Annotated in this window: 18 protein-coding genes, 1 tRNA gene and 6 pseudogenes; 14 read left to right on the plus strand and 11 right to left on the minus strand. The window is 58.6% G+C overall.

Annotation, left to right across the window (positions count from 1 at the left end; all coding sequences use genetic code 11):
• Window positions 1–164: 164 nt before the first annotated feature.
• A complete protein-coding gene (locus VH564_RS21320; RefSeq protein ID WP_423341862.1) occupies window positions 165–1,361 on the minus strand; it encodes an ROK family protein in 1,197 nt (398 codons plus the stop codon).
• Window positions 1,362–1,591: 230 nt separating this feature from the next.
• Here VH564_RS21320 and VH564_RS21325 point away from each other — a divergent pair, with 230 nt between their 5' ends.
• From VH564_RS21325 to VH564_RS21345, 5 genes are all read left to right on the plus strand, one after another.
• Window positions 1,592–2,830 (plus strand): extracellular solute-binding protein, encoded by a 1,239-nt coding sequence (locus VH564_RS21325; protein ID WP_423341863.1) that lies wholly within the window; start codon window positions 1,592–1,594, stop codon window positions 2,828–2,830.
• Window positions 2,831–2,891: 61 nt separating this feature from the next.
• Entirely contained in the window at window positions 2,892–3,791 is a 900-nt protein-coding gene (locus tag VH564_RS21330) for a carbohydrate ABC transporter permease (protein ID WP_423341864.1), read from the plus strand.
• Complete coding sequence (locus tag VH564_RS21335) at window positions 3,788–4,654, plus strand: carbohydrate ABC transporter permease (protein ID WP_423341865.1); 867 nt, start codon at window positions 3,788–3,790, stop codon at window positions 4,652–4,654. Before VH564_RS21330 ends, VH564_RS21335 begins: the two co-directional genes overlap by 4 nt.
• A 2-nt stretch (window positions 4,655–4,656) precedes the next feature.
• A complete protein-coding gene (locus VH564_RS21340; RefSeq protein ID WP_423341866.1) occupies window positions 4,657–6,165 on the plus strand; it encodes a DUF4038 domain-containing protein in 1,509 nt (502 codons plus the stop codon).
• A gap of 9 nt (window positions 6,166–6,174) precedes the next feature.
• Complete coding sequence (locus VH564_RS21345) at window positions 6,175–7,224, plus strand: ABC transporter ATP-binding protein (protein WP_423341867.1); 1,050 nt, start codon at window positions 6,175–6,177, stop codon at window positions 7,222–7,224.
• Between the two features lie 218 nt (window positions 7,225–7,442).
• Here VH564_RS21345 and VH564_RS21350 read toward each other — a convergent pair.
• Window positions 7,443–8,033, minus strand: a pseudogene (locus VH564_RS21350) (substrate-binding domain-containing protein); the annotation flags it as partial.
• 120 nt (window positions 8,034–8,153) lie between these two features.
• Between VH564_RS21350 and VH564_RS21355 the strand changes: the two are divergent.
• Window positions 8,154–9,001 (plus strand): annotated as a pseudogene (locus VH564_RS21355) (LysR family transcriptional regulator).
• A gap of 268 nt (window positions 9,002–9,269) precedes the next feature.
• On the opposite strand, the gene VH564_RS21360 reads toward VH564_RS21355, so the two are convergent.
• Complete coding sequence (locus VH564_RS21360) at window positions 9,270–10,340, minus strand: LacI family DNA-binding transcriptional regulator (protein ID WP_423341868.1); 1,071 nt, start codon at window positions 10,338–10,340, stop codon at window positions 9,270–9,272.
• Window positions 10,341–10,583: 243 nt separating this feature from the next.
• Here VH564_RS21360 and VH564_RS21365 point away from each other — a divergent pair, with 243 nt between their 5' ends.
• The 3 genes from VH564_RS21365 to VH564_RS21375 all read left to right on the plus strand — a co-directional run bounded on the left by VH564_RS21365 (window position 10,584) and on the right by VH564_RS21375 (window position 14,274).
• Complete coding sequence (locus tag VH564_RS21365; RefSeq protein WP_423341869.1) at window positions 10,584–11,411, plus strand: ABC transporter substrate-binding protein; 828 nt, start codon at window positions 10,584–10,586, stop codon at window positions 11,409–11,411.
• Window positions 11,412–11,501: 90 nt separating this feature from the next.
• Window positions 11,502–13,043 carry an amino acid ABC transporter permease/ATP-binding protein gene (locus VH564_RS21370; RefSeq protein ID WP_423341870.1) on the plus strand — a complete coding sequence of 514 codons (1,542 nt, stop codon included), beginning with the start codon at window positions 11,502–11,504 and terminating at the stop codon, window positions 13,041–13,043.
• A gap of 103 nt (window positions 13,044–13,146) precedes the next feature.
• A complete protein-coding gene (locus tag VH564_RS21375; protein ID WP_423341871.1) occupies window positions 13,147–14,274 on the plus strand; it encodes an NAD(P)/FAD-dependent oxidoreductase in 1,128 nt (375 codons plus the stop codon).
• Window positions 14,275–14,621: 347 nt separating this feature from the next.
• Here VH564_RS21375 and VH564_RS21380 read toward each other — a convergent pair whose 3' ends face one another.
• Together VH564_RS21380 and VH564_RS21385 are read right to left on the minus strand one after the other, a co-directional pair.
• Window positions 14,622–15,524 carry a HEPN domain-containing protein gene (locus VH564_RS21380; protein WP_423341872.1) on the minus strand — a complete coding sequence of 301 codons (903 nt, stop codon included), beginning with the start codon at window positions 15,522–15,524 and terminating at the stop codon, window positions 14,622–14,624.
• Window positions 15,525–15,926: 402 nt separating this feature from the next.
• Window positions 15,927–16,238 (minus strand): annotated as a pseudogene (locus VH564_RS21385) (transposase); the annotation flags it as partial.
• A gap of 57 nt (window positions 16,239–16,295) precedes the next feature.
• Between VH564_RS21385 and VH564_RS21390 the strand changes: the two are divergent.
• Window positions 16,296–16,788, plus strand: a pseudogene (locus VH564_RS21390) (HIT family protein).
• Window positions 16,789–16,809: 21 nt separating this feature from the next.
• Here VH564_RS21390 and VH564_RS21395 read toward each other — a convergent pair.
• Window positions 16,810–17,034 (minus strand): annotated as a pseudogene (locus VH564_RS21395) (hypothetical protein); the annotation flags it as partial.
• Between the two features lie 172 nt (window positions 17,035–17,206).
• On the opposite strand from VH564_RS21395, the gene VH564_RS21400 reads away from it, so the two are divergent.
• Window positions 17,207–18,871 (plus strand): alpha-amylase family protein, encoded by a 1,665-nt coding sequence (locus tag VH564_RS21400; RefSeq protein WP_423341873.1) that lies wholly within the window; start codon window positions 17,207–17,209, stop codon window positions 18,869–18,871.
• A gap of 284 nt (window positions 18,872–19,155) precedes the next feature.
• Here VH564_RS21400 and VH564_RS21405 read toward each other — a convergent pair.
• Window positions 19,156–19,602: pseudogene (locus VH564_RS21405) on the minus strand (IS3 family transposase); the annotation flags it as partial.
• 312 nt (window positions 19,603–19,914) lie between these two features.
• On the minus strand, window positions 19,915–20,274 hold the full coding sequence (locus tag VH564_RS21410) for a hypothetical protein (RefSeq protein ID WP_423341874.1): 360 nt from the start codon (window positions 20,272–20,274) through the stop codon (window positions 19,915–19,917).
• 221 nt (window positions 20,275–20,495) lie between these two features.
• On the opposite strand from VH564_RS21410, the gene VH564_RS21415 reads away from it, so the two are divergent.
• Window positions 20,496–20,690, plus strand: a complete 195-nt coding sequence (locus VH564_RS21415) for a hypothetical protein (RefSeq protein WP_423341875.1) — start codon at window positions 20,496–20,498, stop codon at window positions 20,688–20,690.
• A 544-nt stretch (window positions 20,691–21,234) separates the two neighbouring features.
• Window positions 21,235–21,597 (plus strand): hypothetical protein, encoded by a 363-nt coding sequence (locus VH564_RS21420; RefSeq protein WP_423341876.1) that lies wholly within the window; start codon window positions 21,235–21,237, stop codon window positions 21,595–21,597.
• 145 nt (window positions 21,598–21,742) lie between these two features.
• On the opposite strand, the gene VH564_RS21425 is transcribed toward VH564_RS21420, so the two are convergent.
• The 3 genes from VH564_RS21425 to VH564_RS21435 all read right to left on the minus strand — a co-directional run bounded on the left by VH564_RS21425 (window position 21,743) and on the right by VH564_RS21435 (window position 23,778).
• Window positions 21,743–21,819 (minus strand) — tRNA-Pro (locus VH564_RS21425).
• Window positions 21,820–22,022: 203 nt separating this feature from the next.
• Window positions 22,023–22,937 (minus strand): proline iminopeptidase-family hydrolase, encoded by a 915-nt coding sequence (locus tag VH564_RS21430; RefSeq protein WP_423341877.1) that lies wholly within the window; start codon window positions 22,935–22,937, stop codon window positions 22,023–22,025.
• A 58-nt stretch (window positions 22,938–22,995) separates the two neighbouring features.
• Window positions 22,996–23,778, minus strand: coding sequence for a LuxR family transcriptional regulator (locus VH564_RS21435; RefSeq protein WP_423341878.1), 783 nt, complete (start codon window positions 23,776–23,778; stop codon window positions 22,996–22,998).
• Between the two features lie 124 nt (window positions 23,779–23,902).
• Between VH564_RS21435 and VH564_RS21440 the strand changes: the two genes are divergently transcribed.
• Window positions 23,903–24,793 (plus strand): proline iminopeptidase-family hydrolase, encoded by an 891-nt coding sequence (locus tag VH564_RS21440; protein ID WP_423341879.1) that lies wholly within the window; start codon window positions 23,903–23,905, stop codon window positions 24,791–24,793.
• Window positions 24,794–24,800 lie beyond the last annotated feature (7 nt).

The following is a 24,800-nucleotide window of genomic DNA, read 5'->3' on the forward strand; positions in this document are numbered from 1 at the left end:
ATAACTCGCGTTGCCATGGAGGCGGCCGATCTCTGCATAGACATCAAAATATTCAGACCTAGGTGGCCGTGATCCTTCAATATCAATTGCGTAGAGAGCATTCGCCTCTGCCGAGGGTTCGATTCTCTTCAAGGCGTGCGATACTCACGTTGAATTCGGTAAATCTAATTTCTCGATGAAAAGCCGGACACTCGTCCGTGCTGATGCAGCACAAGTGCCACTGCACCAAGGACTGTGTCATCATTGCCCAGAAACTTCCCAACGACGAAGCGAGGTCTCGTTGTTTCAATTAGTTGGTCCGGCGGCGGGAGGGTATGGCGCGAGAAACTGCGCTCCATGGGCGTTAGGAAAGCCTCGCCGATTGCGGCCAGCTTGCCGACAATGACGAACAATGGGGGGTTGAGGATGGTGGCAGCGATGCCCATACCCCATCCAGCTTTCTCCGCTGCGTCGGCAATCAGGCGCCTGTACCCAAGTCTACCATCCTTTGCGTGCTCGACAAATTCATCAATAGTTACGGGGTAGCCACCAAATTCTTCAGCGTGCCGAACGAGATGGTACCCGCCGACAAATGTCTGAAGGCAACCCCGATTTCCGCAGCGGCAAAGAGCGCCGTTGGGATCCAGAACGAGATGGCCGAATTCGGCCGCGCTACCGGTAAAGCCCCGCTGAACCACGCCATCTCGAACGATCGCGCCACCCACGCCAAGGTCGAACTTGAAGAGGACAAAGTCTTTCTCGCCAATCGCCGCACCCCATGTCATTTCTGCCAAAGCGCCGCAGTGGCTCTCGTTTTCCGCATGTATCGGACAGTCAAGATAATCCGAAAACAGGGCCGCGATATTGACGCCACCCCAAGTGGGCAAGACGTCCCCGTTGAGCACCCTCCCATCGTAGCTGAGGGGCGCTGAAATCGCCAGGCCGACCCCAAGAAGGTCGGCGATGGCAAAGCCGAGCAAGGCGCATTCCCGCGCAAGATTAGCCTTGATCTGCTGTGCTGCAGCTTCTGGCGCGTAGTCGCGCGGCATTTCGAACCAGACATCCGAAAGCACCGAATGCGCAAGATCGCAGATGACGATACGGATTTCGCCTAATCCCAAGAGGACTCCGGCACAGCGTCCAGTTTCTGGGTTGAGAGAGAGTAATTGCGACGGGCGACCAAAACCGTTGCTTTTGGTTGAGAGATCGAGAACGATTCCGCTATCTTTCAACTCCGAAAGAAGTGTCGAGACCGTGGAGCGCGCAAGCCCCGTCGATTGCACCAGCTGAATAGCCGTGGTTGATCCTATTGCGGCGATGGCGCGCACGATCCGTCCCGACGGCGCTTCCCTATCCAGAAACAGCTGCGTAATGTCCTGCATGGCTTCATCCTTCGCGACGCATTTAGGCAAATCTCCAAGACAAGCGCAATAGAATAAAATGAGAAGGACTCCAACCGCCTAGAGGAAGCAATCAATCTGAATCGTAAAAAACGCGGTATTTTTTATTGGCCTTGCAAGCGCATTAATTCATGAATGAAAAAAGGTATTGACAAAGCTTGGTGCGTCCGCGAATTTCAGGTCGCGGGGAGGGCCGCGTCAGGGAGGATTAAATGCGAAAGAGCAATGCTTTTGCTGCCACGCTGTTGGCGGCGACGTTAGGACTTGCAGCTAGCGCTTCTGCGGCGGAGTTGAAGGTCTGGACGTTGACGTTCGACAATGATGCCGCGAATGTCGCCTGGGATAAAATCGTCAAGGATTTCGATGCGGCCAATCCGGGCGTGACGATCTCCCGCGAGGGTCGCTCGGTCGACGAGCACAAGGCGGCGCTGCGTGTCGCGTCGCAGTCCAGCCAGGGGCCGGACGTCTATTTCATGTGGGCGGGACTCGGGCTTGGCGGCGAATTCGTCAAAGCCGGGCTGTCCAAGCCACTGGACGAATATTACAAGAAATATGATTGGGACAAGCGTCTGACGGCTTCGGCGGTGAGCTTTTCCAAAGTCTATGAGGGCGGCCGCCAGGGCGTGCCCTACACCTTTCATGGCGAAGGGCTCTATTACAACAAGGCGTTGTTCCAGAAGGCCGGCATCACAGCGACGCCAACCACCTATGATGAACTGAAAGCCGATGCCGCCAAGCTGAAGAAAGCCGGCATCCCGGCCATGACATTCGGCGGAACGGTCAACTGGCATCTGATGCGGCTCATGGATTTCATTCTGGAGGCCAAGTGCGGTCCGGAAAAGCATGATGCGCTGATGACCATGAAGGCGGACTGGTCGACGGAGGCCTGCGCCAGTGCAAGCTTCACTGAACTGAGCGACTGGTCGCAGAATTACATTCTCAAGCCGTTCATGGGCATCGACAACAATCAGGCTTTCAAGCTGTTCCTCGGCAACCGTGCGGCGTTGATGCTTGAAGGCGACTGGCTTGTCGGCCAGCTGCGCACCGCCAAGCGCATGGATGACTTTGATGTCTTCCCGCTTCCAACCGGGGCTGATCGGCTCTACGGGTTTGCCGAATATCTCTATGATTCGAGCAAGAGCGCTCATCCGGACGACGCGGCAAAGTTCCTGGATTATCTGCTTTCGGACAAAGTCCAGCAGGACAATCTCGGTGCGTTCGGCTCGATCTCTGTCAACGCCAACGTCAAGTACGACAAGGTCGATCCGCTCGACAAGAAGTGGATCGATATCTTCGCCAAATACAGCAAGGTGTTCGTCAATGGCGACCAGGCATTCCCGCTAGACGTGACGACGGAATATTTCCGCGTCATCAACAACGTGGCGTCGGGCGATATCAAGCCCGAGGACGGCGGCAAGACCTTGCAGACGTTTATTGCCAACAAAGGCTAACCTCCCAAGGCGGGGTTCCGGGCGCAGCTTCGGAACCCCGCGCCGAGCTCGGTGAGAAACCATGTCAAGAACGCGCTTGTCTTTGGGGCCGAGCATGCAAGGCTATGTCCTGCTTGTGCCCGCCCTGATCGTCTACCTGCTGTTTGCCGTCTATCCGATGATCGATGTCGTCAAGATGTCGTTCTCGTCGTGGAATGGTCTCGCGTCCGAGGCCAAATTCGTCGGTGTCGAGAATTACCGGGCAATTTTCACCCAGGACCCGGTGTTCTGGGGCGCGCTTTGGACTACGCTTGCCTGGACCTTTTTTGCCGTTCTCATCCCGACGCTGATCAGTTTCGGTCTGGCACTTGCGCTGAACCAGAACATTCCGGGCAAGTCTTCGTTAAGGGTGATCTTCTACCTGCCGGTGATCATCGCGTCGATCGCGGTCGCGACGATCTGGAAGTGGATGTACGATCCCTTCTTCGGCCTGTTCAACACCATCCTGACCTATTGGGGTTTTGCCGACTGGATCATGGACTGGCTCGGCGACAAAAAGGTGGCCCTCTGGTCCGTCCTTGTCGCCCACATCTGGCAATCGGTCGGCTTTTCCATGGTGCTGTTCCTGGCGGGCCTCCAGGGCGTTTCGGCGACGTTGATCGAAGCCGCGCGCATCGATGGCGCGGGACGCTGGGGCGTGTTCAAATATGTGACGGTGCCGGCACTCGGGCCGACGATCACCGTCGTGCTTGTCCTGTCGCTGATCAACTCCCTGAAAGCCTTCGACATCATCTACGGGATGACCGGCGGGGGCCCGGCGCAGTCGACCCAGATGCTGGCCATGTGGGCCTACACGCAATCCATGCAGCTCGGCGTCTATGGCCGAGGTGCTGCAGTCTCCGTCGTCCTGCTGCTGATCACCCTGGCGATCGTGATCCCCTACATGCGGTGGATGTTCAAGCGCGAGGAGATGAAACGATGACGATATTCTCGCAGGCATTTCGCCCGATCGGCTCGAGCAAAACCGACCCGATGCTCATTGCCCTCTGGATCGGGCTTATCTTGCTGGCGCTGATCTGGATCACGCCGTTCGTCTTCATCGTCTTTACGGCGCTGAAGTCGAGCGAGTCGGTGATGAATTCGAGTGCGTTCTCGTTACCAACGGACCTTGCCTTTGACAATTTCGTCTCGGCCTGGAAGCGCGGCAACTTTTCGACCACCGCCTTCAACGGCGTCGTCATCACCGTGATCAAAGTGCCGCTCGGGCTCTTCATTTCGGCCATGGCGGCCTATGCGCTCGCTAAAGTCCCGATGCGGCTGAACAAGGTCGTTTTCGCATTGTTCGTGTTTGGCACGATGCTGCCGTTCCAAGTCATGCTGGCGCCGATCTTCCGGCAGGTGAATGCTATCGGCTTAATCAATACCTATCCCGGTATCATTCTGCCCTATCTGGCCTTCGGCATACCCTACCAGGTCTTTATTTTGTACGGGTTCTTCCTGGCAATCCCCAAAGAGCTCTCGGAAGCGGCTCGTATCGATGGCGCATCCCATTTCACGATCTTCTGGCGGATATTCCTGCCGGTTTCACTGCCCGTCCTGTCGGCGCTGCTGATTCTCGATTTCGTCGCCACATGGAACGAGTTTGCCATGGCGCTTGTCATCCTCCAGGATCCGAAGATGTGGACGCTGCCGCTGGGCCTGATGAATTTCCAGAGCCAGTTCCAGAGCAACTACGGCGAACTCAATGCTGCGATCATCATGACCGTGCTTCCCGCCGCCATTGTCTATCTCATGTTCCAACGCTATTTCGTCGCCGGCCTTACGACCGGGGCGGTCAAGGAATGACCATGACCCACCTGTACGACATCCACGAAATCCGCCTCGACGGTCCTGCCGCCGGCAATCCCTATCTTGACGTCACGCTGCACGCGCACTTCAAGCAGGGCAATCGTTCCGTTCGCGTCACCGGCTTTCACGACGGCACGAACCAATACCTGCTCCGTTTCATGCCAGATACGACTGGCGAATGGACCTACACGACGACTTCGTCAGTGCCGGAACTTGACGGCAAGTCCGGCACGCTGACGGTGACGGACGCCCGCAGCGGCGTGCATGGTCCCGTTCGCGTCCGCAATCGGTTCCACTTCGCCTACGATGACGGCACGCCCTACTATCCGTTCGGTACCACCTGCTATGCGTGGACACATCAGCCCCGCGAGATGCAGGCCGAGACGCTCGCGAGCCTGGAGATGGCCGGGTTCAACAAAATCAGGATGGCCGTCTTTCCGAAGGACTATCCATTTAATACCAACGAACCATTGCAGCCAATATTTATGGAGGGTGGCGACGGCGGACTCGATTTCGATCGGCCCAATCCCGTTGCCTTCCAGCACCTGGAACAGCAGATCGCCAAGCTCGGTGATCTGGGCATCGAGGCGGACCTTATCCTCTTCCACCCGTACGACCGCTGGGGCTATGCGACGATGAGCGAGGAGCAGAACCTGCGCTTTGTCGAGTATGCCGCCGCGCGCCTGTCCGCCTTCCGGAATGTCTGGTGGGCGTTGGCCAACGAGTACGACTTCTTGCTCGACACCATTCCCGTCGCGACGTGGGACCGCTTCTGCCACATCCTGGAGGAGAACGACCCGGTGCAGCACCTGCGGTCGATCCACAATGGCGACCAGAACATGAATTTCGACCACCGCAAGCCCTGGATCACCCATGTCTGCATCCAGAACTGGGATGTTAAGCGGACGCCGGAATGGCGCGTGGCCTACGGCAAGCCCGTCGTCAACGACGAGCCGGAATATGAAGGCAATATCTATCCGTGCTGGGGCAACATCACGGCCGAGGAATTAGTGCGCCGCTTCTGGATCACTGTGACGCGCGGAGGCTATGCAGGTCACGGCGAGACATACGCTCACCCCGAAGACCTCATCTGGTGGGCAAAGGGCGGCAAACTGCACGGGACGAGCTGGCCACGCATCAGCTTCCTGCTCCGCCTGATGCAAGAAGACGGCCTGCAGGGTCTCGAGCCGATGGGCATGAATGACCAATGGCCCTGGAGCCGCGTATCTGGTGCGCGCGACCTCAGCGGCAAGGTCAGCTACATCTATTTCGGCGAACACCAGCCGAACCAGTGGACCACGGGCCTGCCGACGGATGAGGGCGATTACGAAGTCGATCTCATCGATACATGGAATATGACGATCACACCCGCCAAACGGATTGCGGCTCTTGTTCCGCATCCCCAGCGCCACGGCAGTATCACGCGCGGCGGCAAGGCAGACGCGGCATTCGGCATTGAATTGCCGGGCCAACCCCATCTCGCACTGCGCGTGCGCAAACAAGTTTGAGGAACTCTGATGGCGTCCGTCGAAATATCGAATGTAAAGAAATCTTATGGCGCAGTCCCTGTCATGCACGGTGTTGACGTTCCCATTCGCGACGGCGAATTCGTCATCCTCGTCGGTCCGTCCGGCTGCGGAAAGTCGACCTTGCTGCGAATGATCGCTGGTCTGGAAACGGTGACCTCCGGAGACATTGCCATTGACGGACGTCGGGTCAATGATCTGGAACCAAAGGACCGCGACATAGCCATGGTATTCCAGAACTATGCGCTCTATCCGCAGATGACCGTCGCCCAGAACATGGGGTTTGCGTTGGAACTGGCGGGCCGCAGCAAGACGGAGATAAAGGCAGAAGTCGATAAGGCTGCCGAAATCCTGTCACTGGTGCCTCTGCTGGACCGCAAGCCGGCGCAGCTCTCGGGCGGCCAGCGACAGCGCGTCGCCATGGGCCGCGCAATCGTGCGGCATCCAAAAGTCTTCCTGTTCGACGAGCCGTTATCAAACCTGGATGCCAAGCTCAGGGTCAAGATGCGCGCGGAGATCAAGGCGCTCCACCAGCGTCTAAAAACCACCATCGTCTATGTTACCCACGACCAGATCGAGGCCATGACGATGGCAGACAAGATTGTCGTAATGAACGCGGGTAGGGTAGAGCAGATCGGTACGCCCCTAGAGCTTTACGACCGCCCCGACAATCTGTTCGTCGCGACTTTCATGGGAAGCCCGGCCATGAACATCTTCCCCGCGAAGGTCACCCACACCGGAGTGAAAATAGCGGGTGTCGCCGAAGTCGCCAACAAGCTAAACCTCGCCGCGGGCAGGGATATTTCGTACGGCATCCGCCCTGACGACATCGTCATCGGCGGGGACGGAGCCGTCCCCGTCGACGTCCTCGTTGTCGAGCCGACAGGCTCGGAAACGCACATCACGGCTCGCCTGGCTGGGCACGAGCTTACCATCATATCCAAAGACCGCTTAAGCACACGCCCAGGTGAACAACTGCTGGTCGACCTCGGCTCACCAAGGGCACATGCATTCGACACCGCAAGCGGCGCACGCGTCTGACACTTTTTGAGACTAGGGAGAGTGCGGAGCCACTAGGTCGTGCTAGATTGCAACTGCAATATACTACTCGGCTGAACGGCGGCAATAGCAGGTCACAGGTTCGATTCCGCTCAAGGCGCTCAGTCCGACGGGTGCCTTCCGAGAACTCGATAAGGTCCTCAGAGCTGCAGCGTGAGAATTGCCGGAATGAATCTCTCAGAGCTGCGATCAATCAGTCGCTATAGGAGCTCTATTCGTAAGCGCATCGGGACCCGGCTGGGCGGTGATGCCGTTTCGCCTTCGAGGAGTGCACATTCCAGAAGAAGGGGCTTATCGACTGTCGAAAACTCCCGACAGCCCAGGATCATTTCCACCGCCGCAGCGGCGACCGCCGCTATCGGCTGTCGGATAGTCGTCAATCGTGGCGTCGTCATGTGGGAAAGAGGAATGCCGTCGAACCCGACGATGCTGAGGGCCGCGGGTATGGGAATGCCGAGGTCGTAGGCAGCACGCATGCAGCCGATTGCCTGCTGATCCGAGCTCGCCAGGATCGCCGTCGGTCTTTCGTCGCGCGCCTGTGCTAGCAGATAACTGCCGGCCCGCAATCCACCTTCGTAATCGAAGGTGGCCTCCACGACCATGCTACTGCACGATTGGCCGCTGCTGCCGTTGAAATTCTCAACGGCCTCCAGATATCCGCCGAGACGATCGTTCGCAGAGACGGAGTCGGACGGCCCGGATACGATGCCGATGCGGCGATGGCCGAGTCTCAAAAGATATTCCGCGCCCAGCCTTGCGCCCTGACGATGGTCGGCAGCAACGCCGGGATAATCCTAAGATGACTTCAAATCATCATGACGAGACGGTCGGCAAGACCAATCTTGCGGCGGAGAGGGTGCATGAGTTTCGACACGCGGTTGCTGACCGGGGTCGGCGTTTTCGGGGCTGTGATGGAAGCAGGCAATTTCGTGCGGGCCGCGGATATTCTTGGCCTCACGCCATCGGGGATCAGTCGTGCGGTAGCGCGGCTCGAACAACGCGTCGGCGTCGGATTGTTCGACCGCAACCCGCGTGAGGTTACGCTGACCGAAGAGGGCGCCCGCTTCCATGCAAGGATAATGCCGTTGCTGGCCGGGCTGGAGGAGGCTGCCTCCGAAGCCGCCGGCTCGGCGGCATTCGTCGGCGGGCGGCTCAGGGTTTCGATCGATCCCTGGTTCGCGCGCATGGTGCTGGCGCCGAGGATCGGTGAGTTTCTGGCGCGCTATCCCGCTCTGACGCTCGATCTGACCACCAGCAACTATCGCGAAGAGATGATGAGCGGCGCGGATGTCGCCGTGCGTTTCGGTCCGCCGGACGAATCGTCGCTGATCGCGCGCAAACTGCTGGACGTACCGGTGCTGACCTGTGCCGCCCAGGCTATCTCGACCGTCACGGAGTTCCAGCCACCCCCCACGACCTGATGCACCACGATTGCATCCTCTTTCGCGACCCGCAAACCGGGCGGCCGTTCACCTGGGAATTCCAGGGTGATAGCGGTGCCATCGAGATCAGGGTGGCAGGGCGGTTGATCATGGACGATCCCTCCGCTGCCGTCGCGGCCTGTCTCGCGGGGCAAGGCATATTCCAGAGCTTTGCCATCGGTCTCGACGAGTGGCTTGAGAGCGGGGAACTGACGACGATCCTGACGGAATGGTCCGGCGAGCAGTTTCCACTTTATGCCTATCATCCGTCACGCCACATGCCGCCGGCCAAGGTGCGCGCTTTTTTGGATTTTATTCAACGAATCGCGTTGACTTAGCGCGGGGTGCATCCTGGCCGCGCCGCATGATGTTGCATACCGGTCGCATGAGTCGACGAGGCGTTATGTGGGGGAGATCGCCTTGAACGTTGATTTCGGCCGGACCGCCGACGCCAGGTCCTCACTGAGAGGTTCACAAGCGATCGTGGCAAATCATTTCTTGTCCACAGCAAGTCTCGTCCTGCCCTACCTTGAGTCAGTCGCGCGATATATACAGTCCGGCGAGAAGGGAAGCGTAGGAGGGCGACCTGGCCAGTTGCTACTCACACTAATGCGGCGGAGGTCCCACGGAGCCGCGCTCTATCAGCGAGGCGGCGATAACGATGCGCTCTACGGCAGCTATATCGCCTTTCAGGCGTCGGATCAGTAGGTCGGCCACGGATTTCCCGAGACTGTAGACCGGCTGGTCCACAGCCGTGATCGGCGGGCTAGTGACGCTCGTCCAGTCGGCGTCGTGAAAGGTGATCAGCGATATATCGTCGGGAATCTGCAAGCGGGCCTCCCGGATCGCCTTAAAGGTCTCGAGCGCAATGATGCTGTCGGATGCGAGGATCGCCGTCGGTCGATCAGAAGCCGCCAGGGCACCTGCAACAATGGCGCGGGTCGCGGTCTTCTTCGCGCCGAAAAGCACCGATCGTTCCGGCTGTGCAATATCCGCCTCTCGACAGGCCGCAAGAAACCCCTCGATACGGTCGCGCACCGTTGACGTCGAGATGACAGGCAGCCCGTCGGCGCCGCGGATCTCCGCGTCTTCCGCCGCCGTGACATAGGCGATCCGACGATGGCCGGCGTCGACTAGCAGCCGTGTTGCCCGCATCGCCGCATCGCGATCATCGACGGTAACAGCGTCGACATCGAGATCGGGCAGCGCGCGGTCGAGAAGCGCCAACGGGCGGCCGGAAAGATGGACATCTCGCAGATGGGAAATATCCCGGCAATCGGCCGAGGTGACGATCAACCCATCGACCCGCTTGCCGATCAGAACCCGGACCGCGGCCTTCTCCGCCTCGATCTCCTCGCCCGAATTGGCAAGGATGACATTGAAGCCCGCAGCACGGGCCGCATCGCTGATGCCCCGCACGGCAAAGCTGAAGAATGGATTTTCGATATCCCCGACGACGACGCCGATGAGGCCGGAGCGGCCGGTGGTCATGCTGCGGGCCAGTTCGTTCGGCCGGTAATCCAGCGCCTGCGCGGCCTTCATCACATCGTCATGGGCGCTCTCGCTGACGACACCATAGCCCCCAAGGACCCGGGCTGCGGTCGCCTTGGAGACGTTCGCCTGCCGGGCGACGTCGGCAAGGGTCACGGAGCGGCGTTTTTCGGAGGCATTCTTCATGAAAGAAACGACTACAAGACTTGTTGACGGCAGGTCAATACGAATATAACAATTACGAATTGAGACCGGTCTCATTTACGTTGAAACCGGTATCTACGCTTATATCGGACGAAATTATGGGCTATTCCCGGGTTTCGCTGAGTAGCGCGGGCGGCCGTTTCGGGCGCTGTCCGGCAGATAAGAAAACGAGGACATCAATGTCCCGGCAGAAGTTCGAAAACACAACTTCAGAGGAGAAGGAACATGCGTAAAACTGGAATTCTCAGATGGCTTCGATCCTATGCCCGTGCCGGCGCCGTTGCGCTCACGGTCGCCTGCATTGGTTTCGGTGCCGCCAGGGCCGTCGACAACCCCTACAACCTCGTCGATGCCAAGACGATCAGCGTCGGCACCATGGGGGATGCCAAGCCCTACGTGTTCGCCACGGCCGACGGCCAGTTCACCGGCTTCGACGTCGAACTGTTCCTGAATGTCGTTTCCCGCCTCGGCTTTTCCAGGGATCAGGTGACGTTCACCGGCCAGGACTTTTCGGCCCTGATGCCCTCGGTTGCCAACGGCCGCTTCGACGTTGCCGTCGCGGCGATCGGAACGACGGCAAAGCGCAAGGAGACTGTCGATTTCTCCGATGGTTACCTTGCCGGCTACCTTTCCGTGCTGACGGGGGACAAGACGATCACCTCCGCCGATGGCCTCAAGGGCAAGCGGCTGGGCGTCGTCCAGGGTTCGCTTCAGGAAATCTACGCCACCAAGACCTTTACCAGCACAGACCTCGTTAAGTTTCCAGACAACAATTCGGCCGTCGCCGCTCTCAACAACGGTACGATCGATGCCCACTTCCTCGATTACGAGGCGGCCAAGCAATATGGCGATCGTTATGCCGACCTGAAGATCGCCATCAACATCCCTTCCTTTGACGCGCCGGCAGGCTTCGTCATCAAGAAGGGCAATGACGCGTTCCGCGAGGCGCTCAACAAGGGTCTGCATGAGGCCATGCAGGACGGTACCTGGAAGACGCTCTATCAGAGGTGGTTCCCGGGCTCGCCGATGCCCGATCAGTATCTTCCCCACTGACGGGCACCGGCCGTCTGCCCAAGAGGCAGGCGGCCGTTCGGGGAACGTCCCGGCCGACTGGGCCGCGCGACAGCGATAAAAGGGGAAAGAATGGACTGGTTCGACAATCTGCGCCGCAGCTTCCTCGATTGGAACGCGATGGCCGAAGTGCTGCCGACGATGATTACCGTGGGCCTGAAGAATACGCTTATCCTTGCCGCCGCCTCGACCGTGCTCGGCGTCGTCATCGGCATGATCCTGGCCGTCATGGGCATGTCCCGGTCACGCTGGCTGCGGCTGCCGGCGCGGGTCTATACGGATATCTTCCGTGGCCTTCCGGCCATCGTCACCATTCTGATCATCGGCCAGGGCTTTGCCCGCATCGGTCGGGAGATTTTCGGTCCTTCGCCTTTTCCGCTCGGCATCCTGGCGCTCAGCTTGATTGCCGGGGCCTATATCGGCGAGATCTTCCGGGCGGGGATCCAGAGCGTCGAGCGCGGGCAGATGGAGGCGTGCCGGGCGCTCAGCATGAGCTACGGGCAGGGCATGCGGCTGATCGTCATCCCGCAGGGCATCCGCCGGGTGCTGCCGGCACTGGTCAACCAGTTCATCGGCAACGTCAAGGATTCAAGCCTTGTCTACTTCCTCGGCCTGCTCGCCTCTGAGCGGGAGATCTTCCGTGTCGGCCAGGACCAGGCGGTGGTCACGGGCAATCTCTCGCCGCTGCTTCTGGCGGGCATCTTCTACCTGATCATCACCGTGCCGCTGACCCATGTGGTCAATTATATCGACACCAGCCTCAGGCTCGGCAAGCATAAGGGCGGAGCGCCGACCAGCGGTCTTGCCGAAGTGAGCGAACTGGCGGCCGCCGTCGATGGCGGTCCGGCTGCATCGCAAACAGCGCAGGCGCCGGTCCGACAGGCCTTCAAGGGCGGCAGCCTGCGGGTCAGCGACCTTACCATGGCCTACGGCGAGCTGGAAGTCCTGAAGGGCGTCAGCATCGACGTCCAGCCGGGTACCGTCACCTGCATCATCGGCCCCTCCGGCTCGGGAAAATCGACGCTGCTGCGCTGCCTCAACCGGCTGGTCGAGCCAAAGGGCGGCGATATCCTGCTCGACGGCGCCAGCATTCTTGCCATGAAGCAGGAAAAGCTGCGTCGTCGGGTCGGCATGGTGTTCCAGCAATTCAACCTGTTCCCCGATCACTCGGCACTCGAAAACGTCATGCTGTCCTTGACGAAGATCAAGGGCATGCCCAGACGGGAGGCAACGCAGATCGCCGAAGCGCGGTTGGCGGATGTCGGTCTGGCCGCACGCCAGCATCATCGGCCAGGCGGGCTTTCCGGCGGCCAGCAGCAGCGTGTGGCGATCGCCCGGGCGCTGGCGATGGATCCGGAAGTCATTCTCTTCGATGAGGTTACCAGCGCGCTCGATCCGGAACTGGTCAAAGGCGTTCTGACGCTCATGGCCGATCTCGGGCGACGTGGCATGACGATGGTCGTGGTGACCCATGAAATGGGCTTTGCGCGGCAGGTTGCCGACCAGGTCGTCTTCATGGACGAGGGGCGGGTGATCGAGGCAGGCAGCCCTTCGGAAATCTTCGACACCCCCCGCACCGAGCGGCTCAAGCACTTCCTGGCGGAGGTGCTGTAATGCGGCGGCGCGATGATCTTCTCCGGCGGTCGGGCAAGGGCGCGAGCCTGCAAAACGACCGGTAAATCCCCTCAAAACCGCATTCATCAGGAAAGTGAATTTCATGAGCTCTTCTTCCGTCTCGACTGCCATCGTCGTCGGTGCCGGCATCTTCGGCGTTTCCTCTGCCGTCAATCTGGCGCGGCTCGGCGTCACCACGACGTTGATCAACGATGGTCCGGTTGCTAACGGCGCTTCCGGCCGCTCGCTCGCCTGGCTCAATTCCTCCCGCGTGCGATCCGAGGAGTATCATCGCCTGCGAATGATCGGCATCGACCGGTATCGCACGCTGGCGACCCGACATCCCGATGCCGATTGGCTGCGCTTCGATGGCGGGTTGACCTGGGATGCTGACAACGCGGCCAACGACATCGCCGCCGCGTTTGCCCATGAAAAGGCGATCGGATACGAAGCGCTGCATCTCGACGGGCCTGAGATTGCCGCGGTGACGCCGGGCGTGGATGCTGGCACGGTGACCCCTCAGGGCGCGATCTTCAATCCCGGCGAGGGCTGGGTGGATCTGCCCGGCTTGATCGAGGTGCTGCTTGCCGAATTCCTGAAACTTGGCGGCGCGCTGGTGACGGATGCGGGTCGTGCGTCTGTCACAATCGAAGCAGGCCGGGCGCGCGGCGTCGCCACCGTCGACGGCAGAAGCTTTGCCGCAGATGCCGTTCTCGTTGCCACCGGTCCGGCGGTGCCGCTGATGGCGGCGGAGGCCGGCCAACCCATCGGCGACGCAACCCCGGTCGCGCTGCTGGTCAAGACCAAGCCATACGGCCTGCCGTTGCGCGCCGTGCTCAACACTCCGCGCGTGGCCATCCGTCCGACGCCAACGGGGGCTCTGGTGCTTGATTCCGGCTGGTCGGAAGAGGAGATCATCATCCATACCGACGGGACATACGAGGCGAGGGATTCCACGGTGCAGGGTCTGCTTAGCGAGGCGTCGCGCGTGCTGGAAGGCAATCCTGTCCTCGAACTCGACAGTTATGCGATGGGACCAAAGCCTATTCCTGGCGACGGACAGCCGGTGCTGGGCGAACTTGCCGACATCCCCGGCTATTATGTCGCTTTCAGCCATAGTGGCGCCACGCTCGGCCTAATCATCGGTGAACTGCTCGCGGGCGAAATTGCCACGGGCGAAAGACATCCGCTTCTGGCGGCGTTCCGTCCGGAGCGCTTTGCGCAGGTGTGAGGGCCGAGGCAAGTTTCCCATACGAAGGATCCCGCACCTGCGGGCTTCTTTGCCGTGTGGGCCCATAAAGACGCCTACGCTATAATTGACGTCCTTGATCACACAGCAATTGAAGCTTTCTTTGTTTCTTAACCTCAGGGCCGGTTCGATGGTGCAGGTTCCTGAATTCCTGCGCGGCCTCACCGGCAGAACCGAATTTGAATCCCAAGACCGGGTGAGGGGAGGTGGGGGCTGAGCCCGCTACGGCAGATCTTGACGTAGTCTCGTCTATCGGGACCGACCGGTGTTGCTTCCGGTAAGACGCTTCTCAAGATAAGGATTGCCTGCAGCTTGGGGTGGCGCCAGCTTTAGCCATTGAGTCGCTCAGCGCAAATCGCCGCTACGATTTCCTTGAGCTGCTTGATGCGGTCGACAAGCCAATCAAGTTCTTCCTTTGTGATTTCGTAGTGAGCCGAATACCGGGCATCGACGTAGGCACGATCAAGCCGCGTGAAGGACCGCGTCGCAAACTTTGTGTCGCGCGGCCAGGCTTCGACCAGGCGAGGATCTATGCGTTCCGCACGGGTCCTCAACATCCCGAGACGATGCGATTTTGGAGAATACAGAGTGAGGACGAGAAGGACGCAATGGTACAAGCTCTCTGCGGATTGGTGAGCCAAAAAAGCGCTGTGTTTCAGGTCTCCTTCACTGAGATAAAAGCTTGCGCCTTTTGCGAACGTTTCAGCATTAGGAAACCACTGGCCGAAGTGTCGCTGAGCCTCTTGGTGCTCAGCCTCTGGCGTCAGTGGCTTCGGCTCGGTCAGGGGATAACCAGGGGCTTCATATAGGATAATGCCATCGCGGGCGATGTCGACAAAGAAGGGCAGGCCGCGGGCAAGTTTGTCATTGACGTCAGGCAAGCTGTGAACGATGACTTTCGCCGGCGTCTGGAGATGATGGGTAATTGCAAACGCCTGTGTTAGGTGTTCATCGATCTTCAGCCAGACGTCGTTCTCCTCGGCAAATCTCCTAGTGTTGACGATGGCTAACAGGTCATAGTCTGAGCGATAACCGCTGTCGTGGTCTTCAACCCAGTCGCCACGGGCATAGGAGCCAAACAAAATCAGCTTCAGAATCCGTCCCGCGCGACCCTTTTCGGAAAGTTTGGCTTTCTGGGCGTCCCCAAACTCCTCAAATATGATCTTCACGACGCGAGCGAGCTCGCGGCGTTTTGTTGCGGGCAGATGATCGAGTTGCTCGGCGAAGATCAAGGCAGCCTCATGAAAATTGTCTTGTAACGCTAACTTTGCAAAGATCGATTCTGTGATGCAAATGGCAAAAACGCAAGCGTCGCGTGCTGTTGTCTATCTGCTCGGCGGTATCGCTCCGCGCAGGATTGCCGCCAAGCGCGCCAGACAGGTCTATGATCCCTTCTCAAGCCGGCGAAAGTGTAACAAACGCTTGTGAGCTGAACACACGGAATGTCCACTTAGGCGGTAGAAAAAATGGAAATGACGCCCGCTTGGGAAGGTGCGCGTTTTGCCCACAGTCGTTCTGTTTGAGCAGCAGAGTGCCGACGAGACGGATGATGGCATCCTCGTTGGGAAAAATGCTCGCCACCTCGGTGCGCCGCCCCCTCAAACCCCGGCGGGCCAGCTTGCGCCGCTCTTCCCGGCATGAGCCAATGCACTGCGCATGAAGTGAACCCTGCAGCGCTGCCAGGTGGCGAAAAGAACCTTTGAAACGGCGGCCTTTATGCCTTCATGGGCGTCGGAGACAGCGAGCTTGACGCCGCGGAGGCCTCGCCTTGTCAGCTTGCGCAGGAATTCCGTCCAGATCGCTTCGCCCTCGGATGTCCCGATATCCATGCCGAGCATCTCACCTCGGCCATCGGTGTTGAAGCCCACCGCGATGATGACCGCGACAGAGACGATGCGCCCCCCGCGACGAACCTTCAGGTAGGTGACATCGATCCACAGGTATGGCCGGATTGCGCGAACACCGGACATTGCAGCGCGAGTAAATCTAGATAAATTGCCGCCATGCCCCGGACACAGCAAATACCGTCGCGCCTTCACATCGCCCGGAATCTCACTGGTCTAAACCATCGTGTCAACTCTGCCGTACCCGGATATCTGATCATCGCGTCAATAAAGGCCACGAATGATCTCAGTGATCTTCCAGCTGAGGTCCTGGGTTCAATGGGGGATTGTTTTTGAGGTCGTTCAAAAAGCGCTGAAAATGCTTGGCGTACAACGGGTATATCTCGGCCGCTTCGGTCACTCTCCAGGCTATCCAATTCGTTTCCACGCTATTCCGGTTTACGAGTGGGTCGAAGACCTTTTCTGGGAGGATAAGCGCTATAGGGCGCTCGAACAATTCGCGGATGGACGTGGTGAGACCAAAACTGACGGGGCAGAGCTGACGCTGTTTATCTGGCGAGAGTTCAGTGAACGACCGGACCCGCCTCCGATCCGAGGTGCATCAGTTGCGGCAGCCGTAGCAATCCGTCGTGAAGCGATCCTGCTTGCATGACGTCAGTGACAGGTTTGGCTGAGGTGCGACCACGTGGTGGATAGCCCCGCACTTCTCAATCTCTTGGCGAAGTCCTTCATCAGAGTGGGTTGGAGAATGAAGGTCGATGCTGCCGTCAATCAGTTGCTTTACTGTCATTCGGACGGGTAGGGGTATCAACCCGCCTGCCTTTATCGGGCCGCTGTCGACGACCCAGATGCCGTTTCCGACGGGTTTCAAAGCATCGAGTGGCGGATAGGGAATCATCTGACCTCGCCCAATCTGACTTGGCAGAGCGAAGAAGGTTCCGCAGCTCGTTCATCAAGCGAAAGCTAATGGCATTGCCCGTCACCTGTGAGCGCCTATTTGAAGGCATTCGTCTCAAGAAAGTTATTGTCATGATGGGCAGACCCGTCAGCGGACCGAAGGAAAAATCAATTTGATAAATGACCTCTGGTATAAAAACGCCGTCGTCTACTGCCTGTCGGTAAGCTCATTTATGGACTCCAGCGGCGACGGAACGGGCGATTTCCAAGGCCTGATGCGCCGCTTGGACTATCTCAGCGGTCTTGGCATCACTGCTATCTGGCTCATGCCTTTTCAAACATCTCCGGGGCGGGATGATGGGTACGACGTCTCCGATTACTACAACGTCGATCCGCGCTATGGGACACTCGGAGATTTCGTAGAATTTACGCATGCGGCCAAACAGCGTGGTATTCGGGTTTTGATCGACCTGGTTGTCAATCACACATCAAACGAGCACGCTTGGTTCAAGTCAGCCTGCGCCGATCCGCACTCACCCTATCGCGATTGGTACGTTTGGTCGAAGAAAAAGCCTGCGAATGCCGATACAGGCATGGTCTTTCCTGGTGTCCAGAAATCGACTTGGACATACGACGAGAAGGCGAAGGCCTACTATTTCCATCGCTTCTACGATTTCCAGCCTGACCTCAACACCGCCAACCCGCTGGTTCAGGCGGAAATTCTGAAGATCATGGGTTTCTGGATCCAGCTTGGCGTGTGTGGGTTCCGCATGGATGCTGTCCCATTCGTTATCGCCGAGAAGGGCGCGGATGTCGCGAAGCCGAGAGAGCAGTATGACATGCTACGGCGCTTTCGGGAGTTCCTGCAGTGGCGCCGTGGCGATGCAATCATCCTTGCGGAAGCCAACGTCTTGCCTGAGACTGACTTGGAATATTTCGGCGATGACGGCGACCGAATGCAAATGATGTTCAACTTCCAGGTCAACCAGACACTTTTTTATGCGCTGGCCGCAGCCGATGCCCGGCCCTTGGTTAAAGCAATGAATGATACGAAGCCCCGGCCGGAGACCGCCCAGTGGGGCATGTTCCTTCGCAATCACGACGAACTCGATCTGGGACGGCTGTCGAATAGGCAGCGCAACGCCGTGTTCGCGGCTTTCGGGCCTGAGAAGGGTATGCAGCTCTACGACCGAGGCATCCGGCGTCGCCTGGCTCCGATGCTAGAAGGCGATCCACGTCGCATCCGGCAGGCCTATAGCCTTATGTTCTCGCTGCCTGGCACTCCGGTTCTGCGTTATGGCGACGAGATCGGCATGGGTGACAACCTGAACCTGCCTGAGCGCAACTGCGCAAGAACGCCAATGCAGTGGTCGACGGAGCCTCAAGCCGGGTTCACGAAAAGCGACAAACCGATGTTGCCGGTCATCAACGAGGGCCCGTACGGCTATCCGCATATCAACGTTGCCGACCAACGCCGCGACGCAGACTCGATGCTCAACTGGATGGAACGACTGATCCGGATGCGCAAAGAAGCGCCAGAGATCGGGTGGGGAGAATGCACGGTCGTCGACACTGGAGACGACGGGGTCCTGGCTCTACGTTACGACTGGCGCAACAACTCCGTGCTGGTCATCCATAACCTTCATCCGAAACCTGTCGAGTTCATGATCAGGCCCAACGAGGCCGTGGGGGAGGGTGCGAAACTCATCGACATAATGGATGGCGGAAATAGTGAGGCGGACAGTGAAGGGCACCATCGGTTGCTGCTCGATGCCTACGGCTACCGGTGGTATAGGCTCGGCGGGCTTGACTATCTCCTCACCCGTTCGGAGGTGTAAGCTCCAAAGTTGTGGGTACCGCGCGGACCTAAAACGCTGGACGCCGCCGACAACAATCATTTTTCTGGTGGTGAGGTTCAATTCCTCCTCGACCTAGACCAGGTGAGAAAGGTGGTTCGTATCCACTCCCTGCGAAAGCAGGCTTTCTTCCCGTTGGTAAGGTTGGTCTCGCAGTCCGGGAAAGACGGGCGACGGTATGGCTAAGCCACGGGACTAAATGCCGCCTAGCGACATTCGAACTCACCAACTCGGCCAGCGAACTCCTGTGAGTCTGGGACGCGATACCTGCACTGCCTGCCGTCCTCCAGGCGGTCTGCCATGAAGTCCATCGACCAGACCATGTTCGGTTGATCCGGGACGGTCAGCGTATCGGGTTTGTTCCGCTTCAAGCGCTTTCTTGGCTTGATCCGTAGGTTCAATTCCAACTCGCGTATTACCGGTAGACCCGTTTGTGATTCCACAGATGCCCCCGGATATTGCGCAGGTAAAGGAAGCACAGACCGCAGCCCCAGCTCTTCCTTTGCTCGCGTCAGCCGAATGAGGAGATCGGCGATCTGTTCGTTCTCCTCGCTCAGCTTGGCACTGTAACGATAGCAGGTCTCGCTGACCTCGAAGGTGCGGCAGGCGAGGGCAATACTCACCCCGGGTAACGCTACTGCATTCCCGGCTATCCACTGGCCGGCAGGCAAATGCTCGCATTTGCCGTAAGGCTCCCGGCGTTGAGATGGCTGCATCTTCTGGCTTTGATTTAACGAGTCGTGACCCATTGCGAAAGCTTTAATCACATCAGCGTGAGCCCAAACGGTTACCCGGCACCATTGCTGGCCGGCCGAAAAAGTCCTACTAGGATTGCATGAGATTACAGATTTGGATTATCGCGGGACTTTCAAGCGCGATCCTATGGGTCGGTTCGTTTAACGCTGCCCGCGATACCTATCGGGCAGCGCAAGCTGCGTACCTGATTCCAAACTTGGAAATCCGGCACAACATCAAACAAATCGTGACGACTGTTTTCCGCGCCTAGCCCTCGCCACGAACCGCATTTAACCAGCAACGGCCGGAAAGATGTGAGTGAGGTAAGCAGACATCACACCAGAGTTCCAAAGCCCAAGAAGAACGACAAACGCTATGACAGCGGCTGCAGCTGCTGCTCGTTTCGCTATTTTTATAGCGGTGAACCTAAGCGTTGGCCGTTTCGAGACCTGGTAAGGGGTAATCATATTCCTGAAGAATATATCGATGTCGTGATGGTGGCCGCTGGCTACAAGTTGGGAGTATCTTTCTTCAGAAATAGGCATGTATTCGGCGGAGTAGCCTGATTTGAGATGGGCCTTAAGCCGTTTTCTATGGGGATAGTACCTAACATTAAGTACATCTTGGGTGTCTAAGCGCTTCCAGGCCATTTTTTGCTCCAACCTATCCGAAAATCACAGATCATTTTCTATGCAGATTGCCAACTGGCAACAGACCCCAGGTCCCTGATCACATCAATATAGCAGATATGTCCGAGATCGGCACACGGCCTGTGTGTATTAACTTGTCAGAAATGATCACGCAAAATGCCTATGATCATCCTTAACAAGAGATGTATTATTGCTCCATTCCACAATGGAGATGAACTCCTATGCCAAAATTTGCTGCTAGAATTTTAGCCGAAGACCAGACTGTTGAAACGGCTCATTTAGAGGCCGCTGTCGACTATTTGACCGAGAAGTTACTCGCCGCTGCTGCCAACAACGAACCGGCGCGTTTTATCACTTACCGCAACCGGTTGGTTTTAGAGCACACCCTATGCCTCAGGCATGAGCGGAAAACCTGACGGGTTATCAGCGATCGTCATACTGACAGAAACAACGCCAAACACGGTTCGAAGCTCAGGCTCTCATTGGGCCTGATCGTCAAAGCCAGCCAAGAAGGTGGCAGATCTCTACTGCTAACCCCGCCCATATCGCAAGAATTGCACCCGCAACAGAATATATGACCCGAAAGCTGAACTTTGGTCTTTCCATTACCGGCAGACGAGTGATGGGGCGAAAGAGTTTCACCACCCACCCAAATCACATCTGTGGGTTCTCAACATCCAGCCCCGCTACCCTAACCGGAGGCGGGGTCTCGCGGCGTAACTTCTCCAAGCAATGAACTGGAATATTAGAAGGTCGTTTATCGGAAGTGAAAACAACGATTGGAAAAGGCGACATGACCGGGATGAATGATGATGCCCGCTACGTCCACATATCCGAGCGGGTCCACAACCATGCCCGCCAGATTGCCTATATCGACGTCCGGATGCGTCAAGGCTTTACGGACATCGCCTCGCAGCCGCGTGGGCTTGCCGATGACTTCCGAGGGGGGAGCCGTACCCAATGGCCGCTGCTGATCGGGTTCAGCACGGTTGCCATTACGATCTTTGGGGGCTTCGCTACTTCGCCCTACAGCCCATCAAGGACAATTTTGCCCAGGTACGAGAGGATGCTCGCTTAGAGGCATCCAACACAAAGGCCAGCCTGTCGACGGTCGTCACGTCCATGGTGACCCAGCAGGAACTAAAATGGCGCACCGATCGCGGCCTTGAGGATCGCAAGCGTACCGACGACACCTTGGCCGATCTCCACACAGCCCAGGTCCCACGCGCCGAACTCGAGCGCGTCTTCTCAGGCTATGAACAGCGGTTTCAAGCTTTGGAGCGTCAGAACGATCGACAGAACAAAGATGCGGCGAACACATAATCGACCCGCGACCGTACTCTTGAGCTCCGTGAGCGTCTTGACAGAGTGGAGCGGGACCGCGCTAGGCCAGCTGGGTAATGGGTGAAGCGGAGCGGGGTTCCCGCAACGCTCCCAAGAACTTAACCCGGCTAAGTTTTCAAAATAATGGTCGGAGTGGAGAGATTCGAACTCCCGACCCTCTGGTCCCAAACCAGATGCGCTACCAGGCTGCGCTACACTCCGAACTTCTGGTGAGGCGGGGATACACAATTCATTCCCTCGCCGCAACAGCAAATGTGGTCCGAGCTACTCGCCAGGGCATTTTAATGTCTGCGCCGCCGATACAGGCGCTCTTCGGCTGACGAGAGGGGCAGTCAGACACGGAACTGCGTTCCTTCGAGCGGCCTGTGCTGTTGACCTGAACAAGCTTTTGGCTGGACCTTCCGCTATCCGCGGTCGAACCTGGTCAGAAACTCAGACACGGTTCTCATGCAGAGTTCCTTTTCCTCGACATGCGGCATGTGGCTGGAATGTTCGAACAGCACCCATTCGCAATTTGGAACATGGTCCACATAGGGCTTGACCACCAGCGGTGTCGCCTCGTCGTGCTTGCCTGAGATCAGCAGGGTCGGGGCCACGATGCGGTGGAGCCGATCCTCGATGGTCCAGTCCTTCATCGTGCCGATGACATGAAACTCGGTCGGTCCGTTCATGTTGCGATAGACGGTGTTGTCCTCGTCCATGATTGCGAAGGTGCGCGCCACTTCCGGCGGCCAGGGGCTGACGCGGCAGACGTGTCGATCATAGAAGACGCGCGAGGCTGCGATATATTCGGGATCGGTGAGGGTGCCGGCCTGTTCATGGCGCAGCAAGGTGTCCTGAACCTCGGCCGGCAGTTCGAGCCGCAGGCGGTTGGCCTCGGCAACCCAGGTGTGCATGTCGGCAGGCGAGTTGGCAATGACAAGCGCTTTCAGGCCCGGCGGTTGCCGCACGGCGTGCTCGGCACCCAGCATCCCACCCCAGGACTGGCCGAGGAATGCGTATCGGTTCCTTATGCCGAGATGGTCGAGGAGCGTGTCGAGCTCCTCCAGAAACAGGGCAGGCGTCCAGAAGTCCGGCCCCATCTCCGGCAGGCGGGTGGAGTTGCCGTTGCCCAACTGGTCATAATGGATGACCGGCCGGCCATCGAGCGCGGCGATATCCTTGAACGAGTCGACGTAATCATGGGTACAGCCGGGGCCGCCATGGGCCACCACCAGGGGCAGCTTGTCGCTGTCGAGGGATCCCGTGATCCGAAACCATGTCTTGTATGTGCGGAACGGTAGATAATCTTCCTTCGAGGTCACGTCGGCCACCTGCATCTCCATCCTTCAGAAGCAAAAGGCCAGCATAGAGGCGCCGGAGGCACACCGGCAGCTATCACAAGTTATAGGATGGCTTGCTGTCGAGCAGCCGGTAATGGGTGGCGCGAACGACGGCCTGCGTGCGGTTCTTGGCGCCCAGCTTCTTTGCCGCGGCATTCAGGTGCATGACGACCGTCGGCACCGAGCGCTCGATGATACGGGAAATTTCCTTGGCGGAAAGCCCTTCCGCCGAATAGCGCAGACATTCGCGCTCACGCTCTGTCAACCGCATCTTGCCGACGCTGAGGGCAGCCTGGTCGAACAGCTCGAAGGCTGCTTCGTGAAAGACTTGGGCAAGCAACCCGAAGTCGGCAATGGTGCGCAGCGCGTGTGTTTCGGCATCGCGGTGCTGGCCGAAGCGAACGCCGGTGACCGTGGCATAGTCGCCGCGCGGCATGTGGACCGGCACCGTCACCCCGGTCGACATGTCACGCTCGCTGAGATAGCGGGCGACCGGGGCGCTGTCCTCGCTCATAAAGCGATTGATCGGCGTGTCGGCGCTAGGGTTGTAATCCCAGAAGAATGGCGCGCAGGTCCGCAGTGCAACCTGCTGGACCGGGTCGAAGCGGAAATAGCCCCGGTCGTACCAGTATTCGTGCATATCCTCGGAAATGTTGCGTAGCTTCAGCAATGACGGGATCATGATGCCGCCGGAGAGGTCATAGGGCACCGGCGTATAGTCGTAGATCAGTGCCTCGAAGCCAAGTTGCTTGGCCGCTTCGAACGCCTGGTCGATGCGCCCGTCGAGGGTCGTATGGGCGTAAAACTGTCGCCGGATTGTGCCAATCTCATCTAGCATCGCTTTTTCCTCAGCCGTCTCATGTCGACCTATCACTTCTTATAGCTGGTAACCCAGTCGGTTTCCGGTAAAAAATTAGCCATGCACAAATGTTGAGCAAGGGAAATCTTGCGGGAGTGTGATGATGTGGCAGGAAATGCAGCCGGACGCGCGCTATGAGGTCGACGTCGACGGCTATCGCGTCGTCGCCTACAGCTTTGGCAGCGGCGACGAGACGGTGCTCTGCCTGAACGGCGGGCCGGGACTTCCCTGCGACTATCTGCGCGAGGCTCACAGCTGTCTCGCCGCCAAGGGCTATCGCGTTGTGGCCTTCGACCAGCTCGGCACCGGCGCCTCCGATCGACCCACCGACCCGGCGCTCTGGACCATCGAGCGCTATGTCGAGGAGACAGAGACCGTCCGCAAGGCCCTTGGTCTCGGCAAGGTCCATCTGCTCGGCCACTCCTGGGGCGGGTGGCTGGCGATCGACTATGCGCTGCGATATTCGGACAATCTCCACACCCTCATCCTTGAGGACACCGTCGCCGACATGCCGCATCTGATCCAGGAACTGGACCGCCTGCGGTCGGCGCTGGGCTCCGAGACCGTGGCGATGATGCAGAAGCACGAGGCGCAAGGGACTTACGACCATCCGGAATATCAGGCGGCGCTGACGATCCTCAGCTATCGCCACGTGTGCCGGCTTGCCGAATGGCCGGCGCCTGTCCGCCGCTCGCTCGATGACTGGAACATGGCACCCTACATGGCGATGCAGGGCCCCAACGAGTTCCTCTATATCGGCAACCTCAAGGACTGGAACCGGATCCCCGATCTGCCCCGTCTGACCCTGCCCGTGCTGATCACCACCGGCGAGCATGACGAGCTGACACCGGCCTGTGCGCTGCGCATGAAGCTGGCGCTGCCCGATGCCGAGCTGAAGGTGTTTACCAACGCCAGCCATATGCCCTTCTATGAAAACCCGGCCGACTATTATCCGGTCCTTCAAGACTTTCTCTCGCGTCACAGGGCCGGGTAATGCAGAG

It is taken from the genome of Rhizobium sp. HT1-10 (genome assembly GCF_049472505.1).
In the GTDB taxonomy this organism is placed as follows: domain Bacteria; phylum Pseudomonadota; class Alphaproteobacteria; order Rhizobiales; family Rhizobiaceae; genus Rhizobium.